Raw genomic sequence first — 22,064 nt, forward strand, 5'->3', positions numbered from 1 at the left:
TCCCTATCGCTCGATCTTGCAGGTGGTTTCCGGGCGGTCGATGCCGAGCGTGTCGAGCTGGGAGACCTGATGCAGATATTCGGCCTGCGGCGAGACCGTGGCCACGATCGGGCCCGAGCCGAGCAGGATCGGCTGGCGCAACTGGCCATCCCAGTCGCGCCAGGTCAGTGGCTGGCCCTTGAAGGCGCCAAGCTGGAACTGGTCGGACAGCATGTAATCCCTGAGCACGGCCATCTCGGCGGAACCGGTGCGCGTCGCGGCCTCGCCCACCGCGCGCAACGCAAGCCAGACCTGATAATCCTCCTCGCGCGCGGGGCGGTTCGCCAGCTTCTCGAACCGGCTCTGGAACTGGGTGCCGCCCCACATCTCCATCGCGGGGTGCCAGCTCATCGGCCGCAGGCCGGCGGAACCCGCAACCGGGCGCGGCTCCCAGGTGTGATAGGGCAGATAGGCGGCGAACAGACCGGTCTCGTCGGCCGCCACCACCACGTCGTGATCCTCGGCCCGCTGGGTGAACGAAGGGATCTGCGCCTGGATCTGCACGAGGCCGCTGTCGGTGGCGCGGGCGCCGCCGGTATCCTCGAACACGCGCTCCTCGACGATCTCCGCGCCGAACTTGGTTGCGGCGCGGCGGTAGGCCCCGGCCATGGCCTTGTCGCCCGGGTGGCTGCCCTCGATCAGGAACCACTCGCCCCATTTCTTCCAGACGAGGAACTGCGCCAGCGCGTCGGCCAGCATCGCGCGGCTGGGCGCGGTGTGGAACAGGTTCGCACGGCACTGCTCGCCCCGCAGGGCATCGCCGCGGGCACGGGCGTTGAAGACCATCACCCCCTCGCCCGCCGCATCGGCCAACGCCACGGTCGTCTCGTCGTCCGCCAGCGTCACGACCAGCTTCGCGCCGGAAGCCACGATCTTCTGCATCGCCTCCAGCGCGGTCTCGGGCGTCGCCGTCACCTCCTCGGTGACGAAGTTCTGTCCCATGAACCGGCCGGTGGTGGCGTTGTCAGCCGTGCCGAGCCTTGCCCCGGCGAAACCCAGATCCTCGGGCGGCAGGTCGAGCCGGGACACGGGCGGTCGGCCAGCCACGTCCACGCGCAGCACCGCCGCCCGGATGTCGATCTGCGCCATCGCCGTTCCCGGCAGAAGCAGGGCCGCGACCAGCGCGGCTCGGATCCTGTGCAAGGCGTCTCCTCCCGATCGTCAACCCGCCGGCAGGCCGGGGCGTCAACCCGGCGCCGGCGCCACTTCCTCCAGATCCCCGCCGAGATCCTGCCATGCCTCCACGCCGCCGGGGAACCAGTGAACCCCCGTAAAGCCCCAGCCGATCGCGCGTTTCGCCGCGTTCCACGACATCCAGCAGTCGCGCTTGCAGAAGATCACCACCTCGGCAAGCGGCTGCCCCCGCGTCACCCGCTCCAGCCCCTTGCGCAGGTAGGCCTCTTCCGCCGGGGCCAGCGCCTCGTAGCCGGTGTTGGGCAGCCAGATCGCGCCGGGGATGCTCTGGTGCGGCTTCTCGCGCCAGACCGTGCCTTCGGGCAGCCCCTCGGGTTTCGCCTCGCGCGGCAGCACGTCGACGAAGGGCACGCCGCGATCATGCAGCGCCCGGGCCTCTTCCGCCGCGATGCCGGCGCGACCCAGCACCGTCGCGGGGACCGCCTCTCGGTAGGGCGGGCCGCGGAAGCCCTCCGGCTCCGGCACCTCGGCCGTGGCCGGCCCGGCCAGCGCCAGCGACAGAAGCAGGGCGGCCGCAGCCCTCATCCGGCCTCCTTCAGCCCGCGGCCGTAATCGTCCAGCAGCGGCACGCCTGCGTCCCTCAGGATCGCGTCGAGCGCCCCCTGCTCGCGCCGGATCAGGGAGTTCAGCTCGCGCTTCCAGACATCCTCGCCCTGCCTGACGCCCATCGTGATGCGATAAAAGAGCTTCGGCGCCCCCTCCTCCTTCACCAGCGGAATGGCCTTGAGCGCCGGATGCGCCTTCACCAGCGGCCCGCCGACCGGCCCCCACAGCACGGCTGCGTCGATCTCGCCCGACTCGACGGCCGCCAGCATGTCGCCGGCCGGATCCTCGACCCGCCGGTCCACCATGAGGCTGTAGGGTCTGGCCTTCGCCATCAGCCCGTTGCGCGCCAGATGCGAGGCCGGGGGCGAGCCTGCGACCACGCCGATCCGGTGGCCCTTCAGCGCGGGATCGGCCAGCCGCTCGATGCCTGCGAGCGGCCCGTCGGCGCGCACCACCAGCACATGCGTCGAGGTGTAGTAGTGGTTGGTGTTCAGCACCAGCTCGTCGCCCTGCGCGTAGCCGATCACCACGTCGCACTTGCCGGCGAACAGCGTGTTCCGCACGAAGCCGGTCGCCATCGGAAACCAGGTGTATTCAAGCGGCTTGCCGAGGGCCGATGCCAGATGCTCCGCAATGCGGTTCTCGAAGCCCGAGCCGTCCCGGCTGGACATCGGCACCAGCGCCGGATCGGCGCAGACGCGGAACGCCGCATCCGAGACCAGATCGGCCACCTGCGCCGCGGCCGGCTGCGCGGCCAGCGCCGCGGCAAGCAGCACGCCCCGCATCATTCCATGCACGTCTTTTCCACCTCGGCATATTCGGGCGTCTTGTCGGCGCGCTTCGCCGGCCGGCCCCGATCCAGCGCCCCCGACCCGCGGGCGCGCAGATAGGTCCAGATGTCGTCGACATAGCACATCACGTTCGGGTTGGTCCCGAAGGCCGGCATCACCAGCGTGGTCGCCTTGCCCACCTCCTGCTTGCCGTTCGCGATCGTGGCGAGGAAATCGTAGTAGTCCAGCCGCATCACGCTGTCCTTCAGGGGGGGGGCATAGGTCGAGCCCATGCCGTCCGGCCCGTGGCAGACGTGACATTCCGACTGGTAGCGCCGGTAGCCCGAGAATGTGGGCCAGTCCACCGTCCCGTCCTCGGCGATGTTGAAGGTCGGCACCTCCTCGGCGTTGTAGGACCGGATGCCATCCGTCGAGGCGACGGCCACATCCGCGCCCTGCGCCGCAGCCTCGGCCGAAGCCAGCGACGAGGCGCCGGCCATCAGGGCGAGGGCTGCCATCGCGCCCAGGGACATAGCGGTCTTCATTCGGTTTTCTCCTCCCGGTAGAAAACCGCCCCTCCGGTGGCCCGCAGGGGCGGCTTCGTCATCAGGGGACCCAAGGCCCCCGCGAGGTCACTCCGGCACGGCGAAGACGGTCAGCTGACCGCCAAGCTCGGTGTAGTCGGACAGGGCCGCATAGCCGCCGACGGCGCCGAGGCCCTCGTTCGGGTTGGTGAGGCCCGCGGCAAGGCCGATGCCCGCCCAGCCGCCGACGCCCGAGAGCACGCCGACATACTGCTTGCCCTCGTGCTCGTAGGTCATCACGTTGCCGATGATCCCCGAGGGCGTCTTGAACTTGTAGAGTTCCTTGCCCGTCTCGGCATCGACCGCCTTCAGGTAGCCCTCCAGCGTGCCATAGAACACCACGTCACCCGCCGTCGCGAGAGCACCCGACCAGACCGAGAACTGCTCGGGCAGCGACCACTTGATCTCGCCCTTCGTCGCGTCCCAGGCGATGAAGTTGCCCATGCCGCCATGGCTGTCCGGCGCTGGATACATCGAGAGCGTGGCGCCGACATAGGGCTGGCCGGCGGCATAGCTCACCCGGTAGGGCTCGTAATCCATGCAGACGTGGTTCGTCGGCACGTAGAACAGGCCGGTCTTCGGCGAGAAGGCTGCAGGCTGCTGGTCCTTGGTGCCCAGCGCCGCCGGGCAGACGCCCGCGGTGTTGGTGTCCTCGCCGTTCTGCGCGGTCGAGTATTGCGCCACCACCTGCGGACGGCCGTACTGGTCGGACTCCTTGTCCATCACGACTTCCGTCGCCCAGTTCACCGCCGGGTCATACTTCTTCGCGACGAGAAGTTCGCCTGTCTCGCGATCCAGCGTGTAGGCAAAGCCGTTCCGGTCGAAGTTCACCAGCAGCTTGCGCATCTGCCCGTCGATCTCCTGATCGACGAGGATGTTCTCGTTCACGCCGTCATAGTCCCACTCGTCATGCGGGGTCTTCTGGTACATCCACTTGGCCACGCCGGTGTCGGCGTCGCGGGCCATGATGGTCATCGACCACTTGTTGTCGCCCGGACGCTGCGAGGGGTTCCAGGTCGACGGGTTGCCGGTGCCATAGTAGATCAGGTTCAGGTCGGGGTCGTAGGAATACCAGCCCCAGGTCGTGCCGCCGCCGATCTGCCACTGGTCGCCTTCCCAGCTCTTGATCGAGCTGTCGGCGCCCACAGGCTTGCCGAGCACCATGGTCTTCTCGGGATCGACGAGCATCTCGGCGTCCGGGCCGGTCGAGAAGGCGCGCCACACCTGCTTGCCGGTCTTCATGTCGTAGGCCGTCACATGGCCGCGCACGCCGAACTCGCCACCCGAGATGCCGACGAGGATCTTGTCCTTGACCGGCATCACGGTCGCCGTGTTGGTCTGGCCCTTGGTGGGATCGCCGTTCTGGACGGTCCACTTGACCTCGCCGGTTTTGGCGTCGAGCGCGACCACCGTCGTATCGGCCTGGTGCAGGAAGATCATGCCGTCGGCATAGGCCACGCCGCGGTTGACGGTGTCGCAGCACATCACGCCGATCACGTCGGGGTTCTGCTTCGGCTCGTAGCGCCACAGGATCTTGCCGTCGTTGTTCAGGTCGAGGGCGTAGACGTTGTTCGGGAACGGCGTGTGGACATACATGACGCCATCCACCACGAGCGGCGAGCCCTCGTGGCCGCGCAGCACGCCGGTCGAGAAGGTCCACGCGACCTGCAGCTTGCCCACGTTCTCGCGGGTGATCTGGTCAAGCTCGGAATAGCGCGTGTTGGCGTAGTCCCCGGTCTGGATCGCCCACTGCTTCGCGTCGTCGGTCGCCTTGATGACCGAGTCATTCGCCAGGACCGGTGCGGCCGACAGCATCAGCGCGGCACACAGACCCGTATTGAGAATCTTCATTGGCTCCTCCCGATGTTGATTTCTTGGAATTGATCGTGAAAATCGCCGGTTGCGGCCCCCTCCTCCGGATCCCTCAACCCTCCCGTCGGGACATGCTAAGGCGCGGCGAATTGAAGCGTCAACGCTGCCGGCACCCCAGTAAGCCCAAAGTATGACCGGCTGGCGAGGGGCGCGTGGATGCGCGAAACGCCTGCACCGGCGACATTTTTCAGCCCCCCGCGGCCGGGGTCGCGGCTTCGCCGCCGGCCGCCGGCGCGAAGGTGCCGAGATAGGCGATGAGGTCTGCGATCTCCTCGGGCTTGCGGATGCCGGGGAACGACATCTTGGTGCCGGGCATCGCCTTGCGCGGATTCTCGAGGAAGCCGGCAAGGCTCTCCTCGGTCCAGACCAGACCGCCCGCGGCGGCCTCGGTCATGGCCTTGGAATAGGCGAAGCCGTCGACGCTGCCTGCAGGCCGGCCGACGACGCCGGTCAGGACGGGGCCGGTCTTGTTCTCGGCCTCGGGGCCGATCTGGTGGCAGACCATGCACTTGCGAAAGGACTTCTCGCCTGCGGCGGGATCGCCCTCGGCAAAGGCTTCCGGCGCGGCCACCATGGCAGCGCCGGTCAGGAACGTCATCAGTCTCATCGTCTTCTCCCTTTGCGGATCGCTGGCGGGCGCTGCCTCGGGCAGGCCGCCGTCCCGCCGGCGGGGGCCGACGGGGCTCACTGGCACCGACACTCGGGAAAATCGTCACGCTTCGGCGGGCGGGGCCGCGGTCAGAAGACCACGACCGAACGGATGCTCTCGCCCGATTTCATCAGGTCGAACCCCTTGTTGATATCCTCGAGCTTGAGGATATGCGTGATCATCGGGTCGATCTGGATCTTTCCTTCCATGTACCAGTCGACGATCTTGGGCACATCGGTCCGGCCCCGCGCGCCGCCGAAGGCCGAGCCCTTCCAGACCCGCCCCGTCACCAGCTGGAACGGCCGGGTCTGGATCTCGGCCCCCGCCGGCGCCACGCCGATCACGATGGACTGGCCCCAGCCGCGGTGGCACGCCTCGAGCGCCTGGCGCATCACCTTCACATTGCCCGTGCAGTCGAAGGTGTAATCGGCCCCGCCGATCTGGTCGAAGGGCGTCTTGGTCATATTGACCAGATGGGCCACGATGTCGCCCTCGATCTCGGTCGGATTGACGAAATGCGTCATGCCGAACCGCTCGCCCCAGTCCTTCTTCGCGTTGTTGAGGTCCACGCCGATGATCATGTCGGCGCCGGCAAGGCGCAGGCCCTGGATCACGTTGAGGCCGATGCCCCCCAGCCCGAACACCACCGCCTTGGCGCCGATCTCGACCTTCGCCGTGTTGATCACCGCGCCGATGCCGGTGGTGACCCCGCAGCCGATGTAGCAGATCTTGTCGAAGGGCGCGTCCTCGCGGACCTTGGCCACCGCGATCTCGGGCAGCACCGTGTAGTTCGAGAAGGTCGAGCAGCCCATGTAGTGCAGGATCGGCGTGCCATCGAGCATCGAGAAGCGGCTCGTGCCGTCGGGCATCAGTCCCTGGCCTTGCGTCGCGCGGATCGAGGTGCAGAGGTTCGTCTTCTGGGAAAGGCAGGACGGGCACTGCCGGCATTCGGGGGTGTAGAGCGGGATGACGTGGTCGCCCGGCTTCACGCTCGTCACGCCGGGGCCGACCTCGACCACCACGCCCGCGCCCTCGTGCCCGAGGATCGCCGGGAACATCCCCTCCGGGTCGGCGCCCGAGAGCGTGAACTCGTCGGTGTGGCAGATGCCGGTGGCCTTGATCTCGACCATCACCTCGCCGGCCTTCGGCCCTTCGAGGTTCACCTCCATGATCTCCAGCGGTTTTCCCGCGGCAACGGCCACGGCGGCACGCGTGCGCATGATACTGTTCCTCCCTTGAACCCGCGTCAGCGCCGCGAGCCTTTGTCCTGACCTGACCTTAAGGGGAAAAAACCGACGCGGCAGATCGGAAAAAAGGATGAGGCGACAAGGGCTTCGATAAGCGGAAAGCGCCCTCCGGCCGGCTGGCCGGAGAGCGCGGAGCCGCAGCGAGGGGCTGCGTCAGGCGGCGAGCTTGCCCGACCGCTTGGCGAGATGGGTGGCGATCGCGTCCATCAGCGGCGGCGACAGCGCGTCATAGGGCTCGAGCCCCAGTTCGCGCAGCCGCGCCCGGATGCCGTCCATCCGGTCGGGCGAGACGCCGCTCTCGATCACCGAGGAGACGAAGGCCGCGAAGCCCGGAGCGGCCCAGCCATCCTCGGACGACAGTTCGGTATGAATGAAGTCGAGCCCGTAGAACGGATGGTCCTTGTTCTCGATCCGCCCATACATGTGCGTGCCGCAGCCCGTGCAGGCATAACGCTGAATCGCCATGTTCGGATCGACAACCTTCAGCTTGTCGCCGTTGGCCACGACCTCGACCGCACCGCGGGGCACCACGGCCACCATGCTGAAGATCGCCCCGTCGGGCTTCCAGCACTTGGTGCAGCCGCAGACGTGGTTGTGCGCCGATTGCGCGTTGATGCGCACTTCGACCGGGCGGTCCGTGCACTTGCAGCGCAGCGTGCCGCCCTGGAAGTCCTCGCGGCCCGGCTTCACGCCGTTATCGACCGAAGGATGGATCTTCACGTCGCTTCCCTGTGTCATGTCGGCCATTGCATCCTCCCTGAAATGCGCGCCGATTGTCGCAAGCACCGCCGAGTCCTTCGAGTCAGCCATTGGGCGGAGGGATCCGCCGACCCGCGGCCTGCAACCTTCGTCCGACTTGCCCGCCCCCCCGGCCGCGCGCCACAGTTGCGGCATGACCCGCCTCATCCTGCTTCTGCTGCTGATGGCAGCGCCCGCAGCGGCCGACGATCCCTGGCAGGGTCGCAGCGCCGCCTTCTTCGGCGTAAGCTTCCTCGACACCTCGACCGAGGGCGACCTGAACGGCGCGCGTGCCGACGAGGCCGCCCGGGTGGAACTGGTGGAGCGGCAGGCGGCCGAGGCCTTCCGCGCCCGGGGGGTGACGCTGCTCGATCTTGGCCCGGTGGCCGAGGATCTGGGGCGCATCCGCAATCCGGCGAAATGCAACGGCTGCGAGCTGCGCATGGCACGCCGGCTCGGCGCCGACTATGCCATCGTGGCCGAAGTGCAGAAGGTCTCGAACCTCATCCTTGCGATGAACCTCTATGTGAAGGAGGTGGCGACCGGCGCCCAGATCCGCGGGCAGGCGGTCGATATCCGCGGCAACACCGATGAAAGCTGGCAGCGCGGCATGCGCTACATCCTGGAGCGCAACGTCTTCCGGTGAGGTCCGTTCACGAAGCGCGAACGGCAGGGGCGCCGGAGCGGACGCCCCCGCCGCGCCTCAGATGCGCCGCAGCCGGTTCACCAGCCGTTCCGCAGGAACGACCGGCGCCGCGAGCGGCAGGTCCAGCCCTGCCAGATCCTCGAGCAGGGCAAGCTGAGGGATCTCGATCCCGCCATCCGCGTGCAACACGATCAGACCGCGCCGCACGAGCTCGTTGCGGGCCTCGTCAAGCTGCGCTCCGGACAGCGCCAGCAGCGTGGCGAGGTCCTCGTGCCGGCACTGCAGCGTCAGGCGAAGCGCGCCGAGGCGGTCGCGGTCGGCCAGCCGATGCGCGCAGATCGCAAGGCAGCCCGCCAGCCGCTCGACCGGAGCGAGGGTCGAGCGCATCCGGGTAAAGATCCGCCGCAGCCCCGAGGCCTGCGAGGACGCCGAGGCAAGCGCACTGTAGAGCCGCGGATCGCGCAGCGCCGCCGCTTCCACCTCATGCACGTCATACCAGCAGATCTCCGACGGCACGACGGCGGTGACGCGCATCTCGCGATGCCCGCGGAACGCCTCGCCCAGCGGCTCGCCGATCGAGACGATGTCCATTCCGGTCTCTGCCCCGCAGCGCAGCAGCAGGCCGGAATGCAGGATGCCGAAGCGCCCCCCCTTGAGGCTGACATCGACGGGCTCCGATCCGGGCAGCAGCCCGTCGAATTCCGGCAGAAGCGGGCAGACCGATACCGCACGGGCACGGATGGCGGAACACAGGGCGCTGTGGCGCTGGACGCAATTCTCGCAATGAAGGGTCGCTCGGCACGTCATGTCGTCAGTCCTCCCGGAAAGCTCGCCTTCATGGGCAAGGGTTTCAGTCCGACAACCTTTTCACTGGGTAAGTCCGTCCGCCGATGGCGGGAGCACGGACCCTGACTAGGGAGTTCGAAGCTTCGACTCTTTGACCTGCGTCAATACGCCCGCCGCCTCATGATGCCTCACCCGGTCAGGCGCGCAGACCGGCGATCAGGGCGTCCGCGTCGAATTCATCATTGTCCGACAAGACGATAAGGGCCGGAAGATCGAGGATTTCGAAGCGCAGGGGGGTGAGAATCGATATGAGTCCGTCCCTCGAGAAAGCCTGGACGGTGCGCGAAATGGATTCGACGGTGGTGCCCAAATAATGAGCAAGATCATTGCGCGCGATGGGAACATTGACGACGATTCGTTGCCGGTCGCCGGTCAGTTCGCTGGTCTGGTGCGGCCAGCGGCGGCACAGCATCAGCAGATAGGTGGCCAGCCGCGCGGCCACGGTCGCCCCCGCGCGCAGCGTGATCCATTCGCGCGCGGCATCCAGTTCGTCCAGCACGGCCAGCAGCACCGCATGTTCCAGATCGGGACAGGTCCGCACGAGGCTTTCGAAGGCGTGCCGCTCGAAGCAGCAGAGCGTGACCTCGGTCGCGGCCTCGATGGAATAGTCGGAGCGTTCCGAGAAGACGCGGCCGAACATGTCGCTCGGCACCAGAAGGCCCACGATCTGCGACCGCCCGTCCGAGAGAAGCCGCTCCATCCGCAGCACCCCCCGCACGACATTTCCGACATATTCCAGCGCCCCGCCCTGCGGCACCACCACCGCGTCGCGCGGAAACACGCGCAGGCGCGAGATCGCGTCCAGCTTGCGCAGCGTGGCCGGAGTCAGGCCCTGGCGCAGCCCGGCATGGTTGAACTTGGCATCCAGACCAAGCCGCGTGACTTCACTGCGCGCCGTAGGACGCTCCATCGCTACCGCCCCGAACCTTGAACATCAAAGACCTGCCGATCATTAACGCCGGCATCCGTCACCGCAACCAAGGATAGCAGATCCCCCGATGGCCGGCCACCGGGCGGCCGGCCTTGTGGCAAATCGGCAGCGGCGGTCAGCCGCGGCCAAGGATGTCGCGCACCATCGGGATCACTTCGCGGCCGAAAAGCTCCACCGAGCGCATCAGCGCCCCATGGGCAAGCGGCCCCATCGAGTATTTCAGCTGGAACCGGGCCAGATCCAGCGTCTTGACCGTCTGCGCGATCTTGCGCGCCACGGTCGCGGGCGAACCGACATACATCGAGCCGTGCTCGACCTCGCGCAGGAAATCGTCCCGGCCAAGGCGGGGCCAGCCGCGCTCCGCGCCCAGCCGGTCGTGCAGCGCCTTGTAGGCGGGAAAGGCTTCCTCGCGCGCCTGCGCGTCGGTGGGCGCGATGTGGCCGGGGGAATGCACGCCCAGCGGCATCGGCTCGAGCCCCGCCTGCGCGGAGGCGCGGCGGTAGAGATCGGCGAAGGGCAGGAAGCGACCTGGCGCCCCGCCGATGATGGCGAGGATCATCGGCATGCGGAACCGCACCGCCCGCACCACGGATTCGGGGCTGCCGCCCACGCCGATCCAGGCCCGCAGGCCATCCGGGCCGAGCGGCGGCCACACCCGCTGCCGCACCAGCGCCGGGCGCATGGTGCCGGACCAGCTGACCTCCGGCTCGCGCAGCAGACGCGAGAAGAGATCCAGCTTCTCCTCGAACAGGGTGGCATAGTCCGAGAGGTCGTGGCCGAACAGCGGGAAGGATTCGGTGAAGGATCCCCGGCCGAGCGTGACCTCCGCCCGCCCGTCGGTGATCGCGTCGAGCGTGGAGAAGCGCTGGAACAGCCGCACCGGATCGTCCGAGCCCAGCACGGTGACCGCGGTGCCCAGCCGGATCCGCCGCGTCCGGGCACCGATCGCCGCAAGCAGGATCTCGGGCGCCGAGATCGCGAAATCGTCGCGATGATGTTCGCCCAGCCCGATGGCATCGACTCCCACCTCATCGGCCAGCACCGCCTCCTCCACCACGTTGCGCAGCACCTCACGCTGGGACAGCAGCCGGTGGTCCGCATCCCATGTGACGTCGCCGAAGGTATCGAGGCCGAATTCAAGGGTCATGTTGCGTCATCCTGCGTGGATCTTGGCGCCTGTCTAGCACGGCCGGCGCCTCGGCGCCTCCGGCCGCGGGGCACAGCCGCCCTGCCCCCCTGCACAGTCGCCGAGCCCCGCGGCTCGGTCTTGCGAGTGCGGGGTAGGAGCCGGCCCGCTGGGGACCTGTGTGACCCGCCCGCAAGAACCGGCGCGCCTCAGCCGCTTCCGCAGAGTCCCGGGATGGGGGCAGGGTCAGACGCGCACAACACCGCTTCCGCAGCGCATGACCTGCCGGAGGTCCCGGGTTCGGCGTCGCGGCCGCTTCGCCGGGCGCGTGACCTGACGCAGGACGGAGGTCGCGAACGCCCCGCCTCAGACGACGCGCAGCATCGGGGCGCGCGGGCTGACCGCCTCGGGCGCCGTGCGGCAGGCGACCAGCGGAGACACCCGCTCGGCCGCCTCGATCAGCGCCCCGGCCACCCCATCCATCGCCTGTTCCTCGGCGTATTCGATCATCATGATCAGGGTGGCGATCATCCAGCGGTCCTTGTTCATCCGGTTCCTCCTGCCGGCCGCGCCCTTCACGCGGCCATCGGCAGACCATGCCCCGCCCCGGTGCCGACTGTATTTGAGCGATGTCAAATGACCTTTTTTCCCTGGATTCTCTCGACGCCCGTCCTGCCGCCTCACGCAGCCCCCGGAAGCCCCCGCCCCGATTGCATTTTCTCAGTATGAGCACATTAAGCGATGATGCCGTCGGGGCCGCCATGGGCAGCGAAGCCCGGATGGCGCACTATTCACGGCAGACTCCGCCCTCTCCGCTGCCCTCGGCCCTCAGACCATCCCTGCAGTCGATTCGCCGGAACGGACGCCGCGGCATCCGGGCGGCGCCGCTGCCATCCGGCATTCCCCTCCGGACGGCTCGCCACCAAGGACCCTGCGGCGACCACCGCCCCTGCGCGCGGGACGCCCGCACGGGCTCGTGCCTCGGCGTGGTTCTCGGCGCTTCGGGATCGGCAGCGGCTTGCCGAGCGTCGTGAAAACTTCATTCGACGCTTGGACATGAAGCGGTTACGGACCAACATGGTCACGAGGACGTGCGCGGCCGCAGGCGGCGCACGAGATTCACCAAGGAGGCTTCATGCGCATTGCAGTTCTCGGTGGAGACGGGTTCGTCGGCTGGCCGACGGCGCTTCATCTCTCGGCTCTCGGTCACGAGATCCACATCGTCGACAACCTCTCCCGGCGCTGGATCGATACCGAACTGGGGGTCCAGTCTCTCACGCCGATGGACTCGATCCAGGAACGCTGCCGGATCTGGCATCAGGAGACCGGGCAGCGGCTGCATTTCCACTTCCTCGACCTGCGCGAATACGACCGGATCCGGGCCTGGCTGGACGAGTTCCGCCCCGAGGCGATCATCCATTTCGCCGAGCAGCGCGCCGCGCCCTATTCGATGAAATCGGACCGGCACAAGGTCTATACCGTCAACAACAACGTCAATGCCACGCACAACCTGCTGGCGGCCATGGTCGAGACGGGGGTGGATGCCCATCTCGTCCATCTGGGCACAATGGGGGTCTATGGCTATTCAACCGTCGGCGCCCCGATCCCCGAGGGCTACCTCGATGTCTCGGTCGAGACACCCACCGGCCCGCGCGAACTGGAGATCCTCTATCCGACGCGCCCCGGCTCGATCTACCACATGACCAAGAGCCTCGATCAGATCCTTTTCCAGTTCTATGCCCAGAACGACGGGCTCAGGATCACCGACCTGCATCAGGGCATCGTCTGGGGCACCCATACCGACCAGACGCGCCGGCATCCGCAGCTGATCAACCGCTTCGACTATGACGGCGACTATGGCACGGTGCTGAACCGCTTCCTGATCCAGGCGGCGATCGGCTATCCGCTTACCGTCCACGGCACCGGCGGGCAGACCCGCGCCTTCATCCACCTGCAGGATTCGGTGCGCTGCGTCGAGCTTGCGCTGTCGGACGCGCCGAAGGCGGGCGACCGCGTCAGGATCTTCAACCAGATGACCGAGACGCACCGCGTCCGCGACCTGGCCGAGCTGGTGGCCCGGATGACGGGCGCCAAGGTCGCGTTCCTGCCCAACCCGCGCAAGGAAGCCGACGAGAACGAGCTGCTGGTGAAGAACGACCAGTTCCTCGAGCTGGGGCTGAAGCCGATCACCCTGGCCGAGGGGCTGCTGGCCGAGGTGGTGGACGTGGCGAAGAAGTTCGCGCACCGGATCGACCGCAGCCGCGTGCCCTGCGTCTCGGCCTGGACGAAGGACATTGCCCAGCGCGTCGAACGCGATCCCGAGGGGCGGCGGCTGCGCTCGGTGTCGTAGTTGGATTTTTTGCCCGAGGGCCCGGCGCGGGCCGACCGCGCCTATGTCACGCTGGTCACGAACGCGGACTATGCGCTCGGGGCGAAGGCGCTGCTGCGCTCGCTGGTGCTGAGCGGCACGACGGCCGATCTCGTGGTGCTGCATACCGACGTGGCCGAGGCGGCGCTTGCGCCGCTTCGCGCGCTGGGGGCGCGGCTGGTGCGCGTCGCGCTCCTGCCGACCTCGCAGGCGTTCAACGAGGCCCATGCCCGCGATGCGCTGCATGCGCGGGCGGCCTTCACCAAGGGCGGCAAGCCACCGTTCCACACCCCGCTCGACAATTTCGCCAAGCTCCGGCTGTGGCAACTGACCGACTATCGCGCGGTGGTGTTCATCGACGCCGACGCGCTGGTGCTGCGCAACGTGGACAGGCTGTTCGACTATCCCGAGTTCTGCGCCGCGCCGAACGTCTATGAAAGCCTCGGCGACTTCCACCGGATGAACTCGGGCGTGTTCACCGCCCGGCCGTCGGAGGCGACGTTCCAGGCGATGCTGGCAAGGCTCGACGTGCCGGGCGCCTTCTGGCGGCGGACCGACCAGAGCTTCCTGCAGGAGTTCTTCCCGGACTGGCACGGGCTGCCGGTGTTCTTCAACATGCTGCAGTATGTCTGGTTCGCCATGCCCGAGCTGTGGAGCTGGCCGCAGATCCGCATCCTGCATTTCCAGTATGAGAAGCCTTGGCAGGACCACGACAAGGCCGATCGCCTGCGCCCGCTGATCGAGCTGTGGCGCGCCTATGCCGGCGAGGGTCCCGTGCCCGATCCGGCCACGCTGGCCGGCCCATGCGGCTTGCCCTGACCGGTGCCGGCGGCTTCGTCGGCCGATTCATCGCCGAGGCGGCCCGGGCCGCCGGCCACGAGCTTGTCCTGCTGTCGCGCCGTCCGACCGGGCTGCCGGGCGAGCACCGGGCGTTCGACCTGCTCGCACCGCCGCCGCCGCTGGGCGACGTGGATGCGCTTGTTCATTGCGCCTTCCTGCATGTTCCCGGCCGCTATCGCGGCGGCGAAGGCGAGGACCCGGACACGTTTCGCCGGGCGAACCTCGACGGCAGCTTGCGGCTCTTCGATGCGATGGGCGGGCGGCGGATCGTGTTCCTGTCCTCGCGCGCCGTCTTCGACGGCTATCCTGCCGGCACCCTGCTGCCCGAGACGCTCGCCCCCCGGCCCGACGGGCTTTACGGCGAGGTGAAGGTCGCGGCCGAGACGGCGCTCGCGGCCCTGCAGGGGGCCAGCCTGCGCGCCACCGGCGTCTACGGGCCGGGGCCGCAGCACAAGTGGCGCGACCTGTTCGGTGACTTCCTTGCCGGCCGGCCGATCGCGCCGCGCGTCGCGACCGAGGTGCATGGCGCGGATCTGGCGGCCGCAGCCCTGCTGCTTGTGGAGCGGCCCGAGGCGGGCGCATTCCACGCCTCTGACCTGCTGCTGGACCGGCACGACCTGCTGGCCGAAGTCGCGCGGCTGACAGGGTCGGACCGTGCCCCGCCGGCGCGGGCCGATGCCGCGCGGGTCAGCCGGCTCGAATGCCGCCGCCTTGCAGCATTGGGCTGGCGGCCCGGCGGTTGGGATCTCCTGCGATCCTCGCTTGGATCGATGATCTGACAGGCGAGTTTTCGCCGCAGGTTGCCGCGAAGACTTGCCACCGCCGCCGCGACCGAGGCCGAATCAGGGGCAGCCGGGCTGCCGAAAGGCGATCCCACTCAACCGAAAGGCGCTTTCAGCCGCCCCGCCCGGGAACCTGCGGCGCTTTTTTGGGTTAAGGCGGGGCTTCCGGCCGATTCCGCCTTGGCCAAACGACAGGCAACAGGCATGCTCCTCGCGCTGAATCCGATTTTCACCACGGGCTTTTGCCATATGTGGACCATTCGACCCAAGCGCCCTTTGCAGGTGCAGCATTTTGTGAAAGATTGACCGGGTCCATTGATCCCTTCCCATTCCGCTGATCGAAAACATGAGGTCTTGAATGTCTTCGCAGAAGGTCACCACCGCCATATTTCCGATCGCGGGGCTCGGGACCAGATTTCTTCCCGCCACCAAGTCGATTCCGAAGGAGATCCTGACCCTCGTCGACAAGCCCCTGATCCAGTATGCGGTCGAGGAGGCGCGCGAGGCCGGCATCCACGACTTCATCTTCGTGACGTCGCGCGGCAAGGGCGCGCTGGAGGACTTTTTCGACGTCAACCACTCGCTTGAGCGCGCCTTGCGCAAGGCCGGCAAGACCGAGCTTCTGGCGGCGCTCGAGGCGACGAACCTCGACAGCGGCCATGTCGCCTATGTCCGCCAGCACGAGGCGCTGGGCCTTGGCCATGCGGTGTGGTGCGCGCACCGGCTTGTGGGCAAGAAGCCCTTCGCGGTGATCCTGCCCGACGACATGGTGGTGGCCGACCGTCCCTGCCTGAGCCAGATGATCGAGGCGCACGAGGAGGTCGGCGGCACCATCGTCGCCACCATGGAAGTGCCGCCCGAGAAGGCCTCGTCTTATGGCATCCTCGATGTCGAGGAGACCCGCGGCGCGCTGATCCGACCGCGCGGCATCGTCGAGAAGCCGAAGGCCGGCACCGCGCCGTCGAACTTCGCGGTGATCGGGCGCTACATCCTTGCGCCCGCGATCATGCATCACCTGAACCGCAAGAAGGTGGGGGCCGGCGGCGAGATCCAGCTGACGGACGCCATCGCGCATGAACTTGCGGACAATCCCGGCTCGGTCCACGGGTTCCGCTTCCAGGGCGAGCGGTTCGACTGTGGCTCGAAGGCGGGCTTCCTGCAGGCGACCGTGGCGCTGGCGCTCCAACGCGAGGACCTGCGCGACGAATTCGCCGAGTTCCTCGAAGCGATCGCGCCGCATCGCGGCCTCGGTGCGCAGCGCGCGGCGACGCTGCGCAGCGTCGCCGCTGCCGGCTGACCCCGACACGACAGGGAAAGGCGGCAGATTGCGCATTCTCTATCTAGCCCACGATCTCGATGACAGCGCGATCTGGCGCCGCGCGGCGATGCTTCGCGCCGGCGGCGCCACGGTCCAGCTTGCCGGGTTCCGCCGGCGCGCGGGCCCCCTGCCCGAGGAGGCGATCCTGCTCGGGCGCACCGCCGATGCCCGGATGACCCAGCGCGCGGCCTCGGTGGTGAAGGCGGCAGCCGGCCTCGGGCGGTCGCTGGCCGAGGCGGCGCGGCCGGACGTGATCCTCGCCCGCAACCTCGAGATGCTGGCCCTCGCCGTGCGGGCGAAGGCCCTCTGGCCCGGATGCCTCGTCGTCTACGAGGTGCTGGACATCCATCGCCTGATGCTCGGCGACAGTCTGCGCGCGCGGGCGATGCGCGCGATCGAACGCCGGCTGCTGCGGCGGGCCGGGCTGGTGCTCACCTCGTCGCCGGGCTTCATCAACGAGTATTTCCAGCCCTTCCAGCAGACGCGCGCGCCGATCCGGCTGGTCGAGAACAAGTGCTTCTATCCGCAGGGCGCGATGCCCCCGGCGCCCTTGCGCCGCGCGGTCACGGCGCCGATCACCATCGGCTGGTTCGGCATCCTGCGCTGCGCCTGGTCGCTCGACTGCCTCGACCGGATCACCCGGCAGCAGCCGGGCCGCTACCGCGTCATCCTGCGCGGCAAGCCCGCGCTGGACCAGATGCCGGACTTCCACGACAGGGTCGCGGACAACCCCGACCTGCATTTCGGCGGCGCCTACCGCAACCCCGAGGATCTGGAGGCGATCTATGGCGAGGTGCACCTTTCCTGGCTGATCGATCGCTTCGACGCCGGAAAAAACTCGGACTGGTTGCTGCCCAACCGGCTTTACGAGGGGTGCAGACACCACGCGGTTCCCGTCGCGCTGGCCGGCACCGAGGCGGCCAACTTCCTGGCCGATCTCGCCATCGGCCTGACGGTGCCGGATGCGACGACCGACGAGGTCGCGCGCCTGCTGGACAGGCTCGACCCCGCCGGGGTGGAGCGGCTCAGGGAGGCCGTGGCGGCGGTGCCCGGATCGGTCTGGACGACCGGACCCGAGGAAACACAGGACATCATCGGCCTGATGGGCCAGGTGGCGGCCGCCCGCGGCCGTAGGAGACAGGCGGCAATGCGGCGGAAAGGCTGGTTCACGACATGACGGCACGCGTGCTCATCGTCATCCCGACCCTCAACGAGGCAAGCCACATCGACCGTGTCCTCGATGGGCTGATGCCGTTCGTGCGCCGGCATCCGGCGCGGATCGTCGTGGCCGACGGCGGCTCGACCGACGGCACGCGCGAGCGCGTCGCCCGCCGGCCCGAGGCCGAGATCACCCTGATCGAGAACCCGAACCGGTTGCAGAGCGCGGCGGTCAACCTCGCGGTCGAGGCCTGTGGCGCCGGGACCGAGTTCCTGATCCGCATCGACGCCCACAGCGCCTATCCCGAGGATTACTGCGACGTGCTGCTGCAGGAGGCCCGCGCCACCGGCGCCGATGCGGTCGTGGTGGGGATGAAGGCGGTCGGCTCGGGCTTCTGGCAGAGCCTGATCGCGGCGGCGCAGAATTCGCGCGTCGGCAACGGCGGCTCGGCGCATCGCGTGGCGCCGGTCGGGCGCTTCGTCGATCACGGCCACCACGCGCTGATGCGGATCGATGCCTTCCGGCAGGTGGGCGGCTATGACGAGACCTTCAGCCACAACGAGGATGCCGAGCTTGACCTTCGGCTGCGGCGCGAGGGCTTCCGGATCTGGCTGACGCCGCGCACGCGGGTGGACTATTTCCCGCGGCACAGCATCCGCGCGCTGGTGAAGCAGTATTTCGCATTCGGCATGGGCCGGGCGCGCAACAACCTGAAGCACCGGTCGCTGCCGGGCCTGCGTCAGGCGGTGCTGGTGGCGCTGATGCCCGCGCTTGCCATGGCGGTGCTGGTACCGATCCACTGGCTGTTCGCGGTGCCCTTCGCGCTCTGGATCGCCGGCTGCCTGGTCGGCGGCGTGATGATCGCGCGCGAGATCGGCTCGGCCGGCGGCATCCTGTCGGGCTTTGCGGCGGGTGCGATGCATGTCGCCTGGTCCGCGGGGTTCTGGGCGCATCTGTTTCGTCACCTCGGCGGCCTGCGCGACATCGGCCGTGCGGGGGCCCCGGCATGACGGACCGTCAGGTCGCGATCGGTCTCTGCACCTTCCGCCGCCCCGGCGTGGCCGCGACGCTGGCCTCGATCGGGGCGCTTCGCTGGCCGAAGGGCACGACGGGCGTGGTGATCGTGGCCGACAACGACGAGGTGCCCTCGGCCCGCACAACGGTCGAGGCCGCGGCCCGCGGTCTGCCGATCCCGTTGACCTACATCCACGCCCCGGCGCGCAACATCTCGATCGCGCGGAACGCGGTGATCGAGGCTGCGCTGGCCCGGCGGATCGACCTGCTGGCCTTTCTCGACGACGACGAGATGGTGGAGGCCGACTGGATCGCCGAACTGCTGCGCGTTCAGGGCGAAAGCGGTGCCGAGGCGGTGCTGGGTCCGGTGCAGGGCGAGCATGGCCCCGACGCCCCGTCCTGGATGCGCGAGGGCGCCGCGCACGACACGCGCCCGACCTTCCTTGCCGACGGGGTGATAAAATCCGGCTACACCTGCAACGTCCTGATCGATCTGGCCGCGCCCGCGGTCGAGGGGCTGCGCTTCGATCCCGCCCGCGGACGCTCGGGCGGCGAGGACACCGCCTTCTTCGATGCCATGCTGCGGGCCGGGGGCCGCATCGCCTTCGCCGCGGGGGCGCTGGCGCGTGAGACGGTTCCGCCCGAGCGGGCGCGACTCGGCTGGCTGCTGCGCCGCCGCTTCCGGATGGGCCAGACGCATGCCAGCCTGATCGCCCGGCCCGGCGCGCTGCGGCGTGCTGGACAGGGTGCCGCGGCGCTGGCGAAGATCGCGGCCTGTGGCGGGATGGCGCTGGCGACAGTTCACGATCCGCTGCGCCGCAACAGTGCGCTGTTGCGCGGGGCGCTGCATGTGGGCACACTGTCGGCACTTTTCGGAGCCAGACCGATTTCCATATACGGCGACATCATGCCTGCGCCTCGATCCATTGAGACCAAAACCGATACTTATTTCGTTCCGAGGAGCAGAACTTGAAGCAGTTCGGATTCCGCATCGCCGACAGCGATCCGCGCATCGAACCGCCCGCGGCGGTTCCCGCGGAAACGATCGACCTGTCGCGCCTGTTCAGTGCGGCGCGCCGGCAGCGGCGCGTGGTGATGCTGTCAACCGCGGTCAGCCTGTGCCTCGGCCTCGTCTATCTGGCCACCACGCCCAAGATTTTCGTCGCCGGCTCGACGGTGCTTCTGGCGGGCAAGGTCAGCCGCTCGATCGAGGAGGTCTCGTCCATCGATTCAAGCGCCTCCGAGAACGCGCTGGAAAGCGCGCAGGAGGTGATCCGCTCGCAGCCGGTGGCACTGGCCGTGGTGGACATGCTGAACCTGACGGAAAACGAGTCGTTCCTGAACCAGCCGGTGTCCCTGCTCGAAACGGTGGTCGACGGCGGCAAGGAAATCGTCCGGGCGCCGATCCGCATGATCAGCCCGTCGCCGCCCTCGGTCGAGCCGGGCCCGCCGCCCACGCCCGAGCAGATCGCCGAGCGCAAGCGCCAGCTGATCGCCACCGCCCTCTCGCGCACCATCGAGGTCCAGCGCGTCGGACGGTCGAGCGTGTTCGCGATCGGCTATGCCTCGCATGATCCCGTCCTCGCGTCGAAGGTGGCCAATGCCTATGCCGAGGCCTATGTCTCGGACCTGCTGAACGCGAACTACGACGCCACAGAGCGCACCACGGCGTGGCTGCGCGACCGGCTCGAGGCGCTTCAGGCCTCGGCCCGCGAAGCGGCGGTCGAGGCGGAGGTCTTCCGGTCCGAGAACGGCCTCGTGTCCACGCGCGGCGCGCTGATCACCGAGGAGAACGTCTCGACGCTGAACGAGGATCTGGCCGTCTCGGTGACCGAGGCCGCGCGGGCCCAGGCACTGATGAAGACCTACGAGAGCATCCTCAACCGCGGCCCCGAGGCCTTCCTGTCCGACCGCTCATCGGGCTTTGCGCTGCAGGGCAACGAACGGCTGATCGAGATGCAGGACCAGCTGTCCGCGCTGTCGGCACGGCTTGACCGGATCGAGCGCGACTTCGGCAACGACCATCCGCAGGCCGTGCGCCTGCGCGAGCAGGTCTCGGCCCAGACCAACGTCCTGTTCGGCGAGGTCCGCCGCCTGCACGAGGAGGCGCGCGGCTCCTACAACGTCGCGAATGCGCAGGTGCAGGCCCTGCGCGAAAGCCTGGGCCTCGCGGTGGACGTGAACTCCGAGGCGGGCCGCAAGCAGGTGCAGCTCAAGTCGCTCGAACAGCGCGCCGAGACGCTGCAGACGCTGTATCAGACCTTCCTGACCCGCTTCCAGGAGATCGACCAGCAGAAGAGCTTCCCGATCTCGAACGTCCGCATCCTTGCCAAGGCCGACATTCCCCTGACCCCCGCGGCACCCAGCACGATGCGGGTGCTGGCGGCGATGATCGTGCTTGGCCTGATGGCAGGCGCGGCGATCGCGGCCTTCCGGGAATGGCGTGACCGGTTCCTGCGCACCGGCGAGGACGTGCAGAACGACCTCGGCCAGCGGTTCCTGGGCTACCTGCCGCATTTCGATGCCGCCAACGGCGCGCCGCAACTCTCGCGGCAGGCGCGCAACGCTCCGCTGAAGCTGAGCGAGCCGGTGCCCGGCATGCCGGTGGTGCGCAAGCCGATCCATGCGCTGCAGCACCCGCGCTCGCATTATGCCGAGACGCTGCGCAACATCCGCTTCTCCTCGGAGGTGAGCCTTGCCGGCAAGTCGCAGATCGTGCTGGGCATCACCTCGATCCGCCCGGGCGAGGGCAAGTCCTCGGTCGCGCTGAACCTTGCCGCGGTGATGGCGGCGTCGGGCAATTCGGTGCTGCTGATCGACACCGACCCGCGCAACCCCGGCCTCAGCCGCAGGCTGGGCCTGACGCGCGGCGTGGGCCTGGTCGAGGCGGCGCTGGGCCGCGCCGACTGGACCAAGGCGCTGCGGGTGATCGGCGACAGCGGCGTGCACCTGCTGCCCTGCGTCACGCCGGGCATGATGACCCATTCGAGCGAGATGCTCGGCTCCAAGGGCATGCGGCAGCTTCTGGCCGCGGCCCGCGCCCGCTACAGCCACGTGATCCTCGACCTTGCGCCGCTGGGGCCGGTGGTCGATGCGCGTGTGGTGGTGCCGCTGGTCGACCAGATCGTCATGGTCGCGGAATGGGGCAAGACGCCGAAGGCGCTGGTGCGCGAGACGCTGATGAACGAGCCGGCGCTGATGGAGAAGACCCTTGGCGTCGTGCTGAACAAGGTCGACATGACCACGCTGCGCGACTACGTGTCCGAGACCGGGGGCGAGCATTACTACGAGGAATACGGCGATTATTTCTCGGGCCGTTCCAACCCTGCCTGAGGGGGCCGGCACCCGCCTGCGGGGATTCATGGGGCTGCGTTGAGCTGTCCCATTTGAATTCG

General features: G+C 68.4%; 21 protein-coding genes. 9 read left to right on the forward strand and 12 right to left on the reverse strand.

Annotation, left to right across the window (positions count from 1 at the left end; genetic code table 11):
• Window positions 1-3: 3 nt before the first annotated feature.
• From CK951_RS10335 to gfa, 8 genes are all read right to left on the reverse strand, one after another.
• The gene (locus tag CK951_RS10335; RefSeq protein WP_198402447.1) at window positions 4-1,128 is read right to left on the reverse strand and encodes an ABC transporter substrate-binding protein; all 1,125 of its coding nucleotides are present in this window, start codon (window positions 1,126-1,128) and stop codon (window positions 4-6) included.
• Window positions 1,129-1,224: 96 nt separating this feature from the next.
• Window positions 1,225-1,758: a PQQ-dependent catabolism-associated CXXCW motif protein gene (locus tag CK951_RS10340; RefSeq protein ID WP_096786069.1), complete on the reverse strand. Its 534-nt coding sequence runs from the start codon at window positions 1,756-1,758 to the stop codon at window positions 1,225-1,227.
• Entirely contained in the window at window positions 1,755-2,567 is an 813-nt protein-coding gene (locus CK951_RS10345) for a substrate-binding domain-containing protein (RefSeq protein WP_198402340.1), read from the reverse strand. Before CK951_RS10345 ends, CK951_RS10340 begins: the two co-directional genes overlap by 4 nt.
• The gene (locus CK951_RS10350; RefSeq protein ID WP_096786071.1) at window positions 2,564-3,094 is read right to left on the reverse strand and encodes a c-type cytochrome, methanol metabolism-related; all 531 of its coding nucleotides are present in this window, start codon (window positions 3,092-3,094) and stop codon (window positions 2,564-2,566) included. Before CK951_RS10350 ends, CK951_RS10345 begins: the two co-directional genes overlap by 4 nt.
• A gap of 87 nt (window positions 3,095-3,181) precedes the next feature.
• The gene (locus tag CK951_RS10355) at window positions 3,182-4,984 is read right to left on the reverse strand and encodes a methanol/ethanol family PQQ-dependent dehydrogenase (RefSeq protein ID WP_096786072.1); all 1,803 of its coding nucleotides are present in this window, start codon (window positions 4,982-4,984) and stop codon (window positions 3,182-3,184) included.
• 208 nt (window positions 4,985-5,192) lie between these two features.
• Window positions 5,193-5,612 (reverse strand): cytochrome c family protein, encoded by a 420-nt coding sequence (locus CK951_RS10360; RefSeq protein ID WP_096786073.1) that lies wholly within the window; start codon window positions 5,610-5,612, stop codon window positions 5,193-5,195.
• 131 nt (window positions 5,613-5,743) lie between these two features.
• Window positions 5,744-6,874, reverse strand: coding sequence for an S-(hydroxymethyl)glutathione dehydrogenase/class III alcohol dehydrogenase (locus tag CK951_RS10365; protein ID WP_096786074.1), 1,131 nt, complete (start codon window positions 6,872-6,874; stop codon window positions 5,744-5,746).
• 180 nt (window positions 6,875-7,054) lie between these two features.
• Window positions 7,055-7,648, reverse strand: coding sequence for an S-(hydroxymethyl)glutathione synthase (gene gfa, locus CK951_RS10370; protein WP_096787228.1), 594 nt, complete (start codon window positions 7,646-7,648; stop codon window positions 7,055-7,057).
• A 145-nt stretch (window positions 7,649-7,793) separates the two neighbouring features.
• On the opposite strand from gfa, the gene CK951_RS10375 reads away from it, so the two are divergent.
• On the forward strand, window positions 7,794-8,285 hold the full coding sequence (locus CK951_RS10375) for a DUF3280 domain-containing protein (RefSeq protein ID WP_096786075.1): 492 nt from the start codon (window positions 7,794-7,796) through the stop codon (window positions 8,283-8,285).
• Window positions 8,286-8,342: 57 nt separating this feature from the next.
• Here the strand turns inward: CK951_RS10375 and CK951_RS10380 are convergent, their stop codons facing one another.
• The 4 genes from CK951_RS10380 to CK951_RS10395 form a co-directional block, all read right to left on the reverse strand.
• On the reverse strand, window positions 8,343-9,092 hold the full coding sequence (locus CK951_RS10380) for a helix-turn-helix domain-containing protein (RefSeq protein WP_096786076.1): 750 nt from the start codon (window positions 9,090-9,092) through the stop codon (window positions 8,343-8,345).
• Between the two features lie 175 nt (window positions 9,093-9,267).
• Complete coding sequence (locus CK951_RS10385) at window positions 9,268-10,041, reverse strand: Crp/Fnr family transcriptional regulator (RefSeq protein WP_096786077.1); 774 nt, start codon at window positions 10,039-10,041, stop codon at window positions 9,268-9,270.
• A 136-nt stretch (window positions 10,042-10,177) separates the two neighbouring features.
• Window positions 10,178-11,209 (reverse strand): LLM class flavin-dependent oxidoreductase, encoded by a 1,032-nt coding sequence (locus CK951_RS10390; protein WP_096786078.1) that lies wholly within the window; start codon window positions 11,207-11,209, stop codon window positions 10,178-10,180.
• Between the two features lie 345 nt (window positions 11,210-11,554).
• Complete coding sequence (locus CK951_RS10395) at window positions 11,555-11,737, reverse strand: hypothetical protein (protein ID WP_096786079.1); 183 nt, start codon at window positions 11,735-11,737, stop codon at window positions 11,555-11,557.
• A gap of 586 nt (window positions 11,738-12,323) precedes the next feature.
• Here CK951_RS10395 and CK951_RS10400 point away from each other — a divergent pair.
• The 8 genes from CK951_RS10400 (at window position 12,324) to CK951_RS10435 (ending at window position 22,002) form a co-directional block, all read left to right on the forward strand.
• Window positions 12,324-13,538: an NAD-dependent epimerase/dehydratase family protein gene (locus CK951_RS10400; RefSeq protein WP_096786080.1), complete on the forward strand. Its 1,215-nt coding sequence runs from the start codon at window positions 12,324-12,326 to the stop codon at window positions 13,536-13,538.
• Complete coding sequence (locus CK951_RS10405; RefSeq protein ID WP_096786081.1) at window positions 13,539-14,375, forward strand: glycosyltransferase; 837 nt, start codon at window positions 13,539-13,541, stop codon at window positions 14,373-14,375. It abuts the gene before it with no gap.
• Complete coding sequence (locus CK951_RS10410) at window positions 14,360-15,175, forward strand: NAD(P)-dependent oxidoreductase (RefSeq protein ID WP_096786082.1); 816 nt, start codon at window positions 14,360-14,362, stop codon at window positions 15,173-15,175. Before CK951_RS10405 ends, CK951_RS10410 begins: the two co-directional genes overlap by 16 nt.
• Window positions 15,176-15,536: 361 nt before the next feature.
• Complete coding sequence (locus CK951_RS10415; protein ID WP_096786083.1) at window positions 15,537-16,475, forward strand: UTP--glucose-1-phosphate uridylyltransferase; 939 nt, start codon at window positions 15,537-15,539, stop codon at window positions 16,473-16,475.
• 28 nt (window positions 16,476-16,503) lie between these two features.
• The gene (locus CK951_RS10420) at window positions 16,504-17,673 is read left to right on the forward strand and encodes a glycosyltransferase (RefSeq protein WP_096786084.1); all 1,170 of its coding nucleotides are present in this window, start codon (window positions 16,504-16,506) and stop codon (window positions 17,671-17,673) included.
• Window positions 17,670-18,665, forward strand: coding sequence for a glycosyltransferase family 2 protein (locus tag CK951_RS10425; protein WP_096786085.1), 996 nt, complete (start codon window positions 17,670-17,672; stop codon window positions 18,663-18,665). The genes CK951_RS10420 and CK951_RS10425 overlap by 4 nt, the downstream gene beginning before the upstream one ends.
• Window positions 18,662-19,642, forward strand: coding sequence for a glycosyltransferase family 2 protein (locus tag CK951_RS10430; protein WP_096786086.1), 981 nt, complete (start codon window positions 18,662-18,664; stop codon window positions 19,640-19,642). Before CK951_RS10425 ends, CK951_RS10430 begins: the two co-directional genes overlap by 4 nt.
• On the forward strand, window positions 19,639-22,002 hold the full coding sequence (locus tag CK951_RS10435; RefSeq protein WP_096786087.1) for a GNVR domain-containing protein: 2,364 nt from the start codon (window positions 19,639-19,641) through the stop codon (window positions 22,000-22,002). The genes CK951_RS10430 and CK951_RS10435 overlap by 4 nt, the downstream gene beginning before the upstream one ends.
• The last annotated feature ends 62 nt before the right edge of the window (window positions 22,003-22,064 follow it).

The sequence above is a fragment of the Rhodobacter sp. CZR27 genome (assembly GCF_002407205.1).
GTDB lineage: Bacteria > Pseudomonadota > Alphaproteobacteria > Rhodobacterales > Rhodobacteraceae > Cereibacter_A.

What these genes read in the sequence shown, in the direction of transcription:
- CK951_RS10335 (WP_198402447.1), bottom strand. Translation starts at nt 1,128, where the DNA reads ATGGCGCAGATCGACATCCGGGCGGCGGTGCTGCGCGTGGACGTGGCT.
- CK951_RS10340 (WP_096786069.1), bottom strand. Translation starts at nt 1,758, where the DNA reads ATGAGGGCTGCGGCCGCCCTGCTTCTGTCGCTGGCGCTGGCCGGGCCG.
- CK951_RS10345 (WP_198402340.1), bottom strand. Translation starts at nt 2,567, where the DNA reads ATGATGCGGGGCGTGCTGCTTGCCGCGGCGCTGGCCGCGCAGCCGGCC.
- CK951_RS10350 (WP_096786071.1), bottom strand. Translation starts at nt 3,094, where the DNA reads ATGAAGACCGCTATGTCCCTGGGCGCGATGGCAGCCCTCGCCCTGATG.
- CK951_RS10355 (WP_096786072.1), bottom strand. Translation starts at nt 4,984, where the DNA reads ATGAAGATTCTCAATACGGGTCTGTGTGCCGCGCTGATGCTGTCGGCC.
- CK951_RS10360 (WP_096786073.1), bottom strand. Translation starts at nt 5,612, where the DNA reads ATGAGACTGATGACGTTCCTGACCGGCGCTGCCATGGTGGCCGCGCCG.
- CK951_RS10365 (WP_096786074.1), bottom strand. Translation starts at nt 6,874, where the DNA reads ATGCGCACGCGTGCCGCCGTGGCCGTTGCCGCGGGAAAACCGCTGGAG.
- gfa (WP_096787228.1), bottom strand. Translation starts at nt 7,648, where the DNA reads ATGGCCGACATGACACAGGGAAGCGACGTGAAGATCCATCCTTCGGTC.
- CK951_RS10375 (WP_096786075.1), top strand. Translation starts at nt 7,794, where the DNA reads ATGACCCGCCTCATCCTGCTTCTGCTGCTGATGGCAGCGCCCGCAGCG.
- CK951_RS10380 (WP_096786076.1), bottom strand. Translation starts at nt 9,092, where the DNA reads ATGACGTGCCGAGCGACCCTTCATTGCGAGAATTGCGTCCAGCGCCAC.
- CK951_RS10385 (WP_096786077.1), bottom strand. Translation starts at nt 10,041, where the DNA reads ATGGAGCGTCCTACGGCGCGCAGTGAAGTCACGCGGCTTGGTCTGGAT.
- CK951_RS10390 (WP_096786078.1), bottom strand. Translation starts at nt 11,209, where the DNA reads ATGACCCTTGAATTCGGCCTCGATACCTTCGGCGACGTCACATGGGAT.
- CK951_RS10395 (WP_096786079.1), bottom strand. Translation starts at nt 11,737, where the DNA reads ATGAACAAGGACCGCTGGATGATCGCCACCCTGATCATGATGATCGAA.
- CK951_RS10400 (WP_096786080.1), top strand. Translation starts at nt 12,324, where the DNA reads ATGCGCATTGCAGTTCTCGGTGGAGACGGGTTCGTCGGCTGGCCGACG.
- CK951_RS10410 (WP_096786082.1), top strand. Translation starts at nt 14,360, where the DNA reads ATGCGGCTTGCCCTGACCGGTGCCGGCGGCTTCGTCGGCCGATTCATC.
- CK951_RS10415 (WP_096786083.1), top strand. Translation starts at nt 15,537, where the DNA reads ATGTCTTCGCAGAAGGTCACCACCGCCATATTTCCGATCGCGGGGCTC.
- CK951_RS10425 (WP_096786085.1), top strand. Translation starts at nt 17,670, where the DNA reads ATGACGGCACGCGTGCTCATCGTCATCCCGACCCTCAACGAGGCAAGC.
- CK951_RS10430 (WP_096786086.1), top strand. Translation starts at nt 18,662, where the DNA reads ATGACGGACCGTCAGGTCGCGATCGGTCTCTGCACCTTCCGCCGCCCC.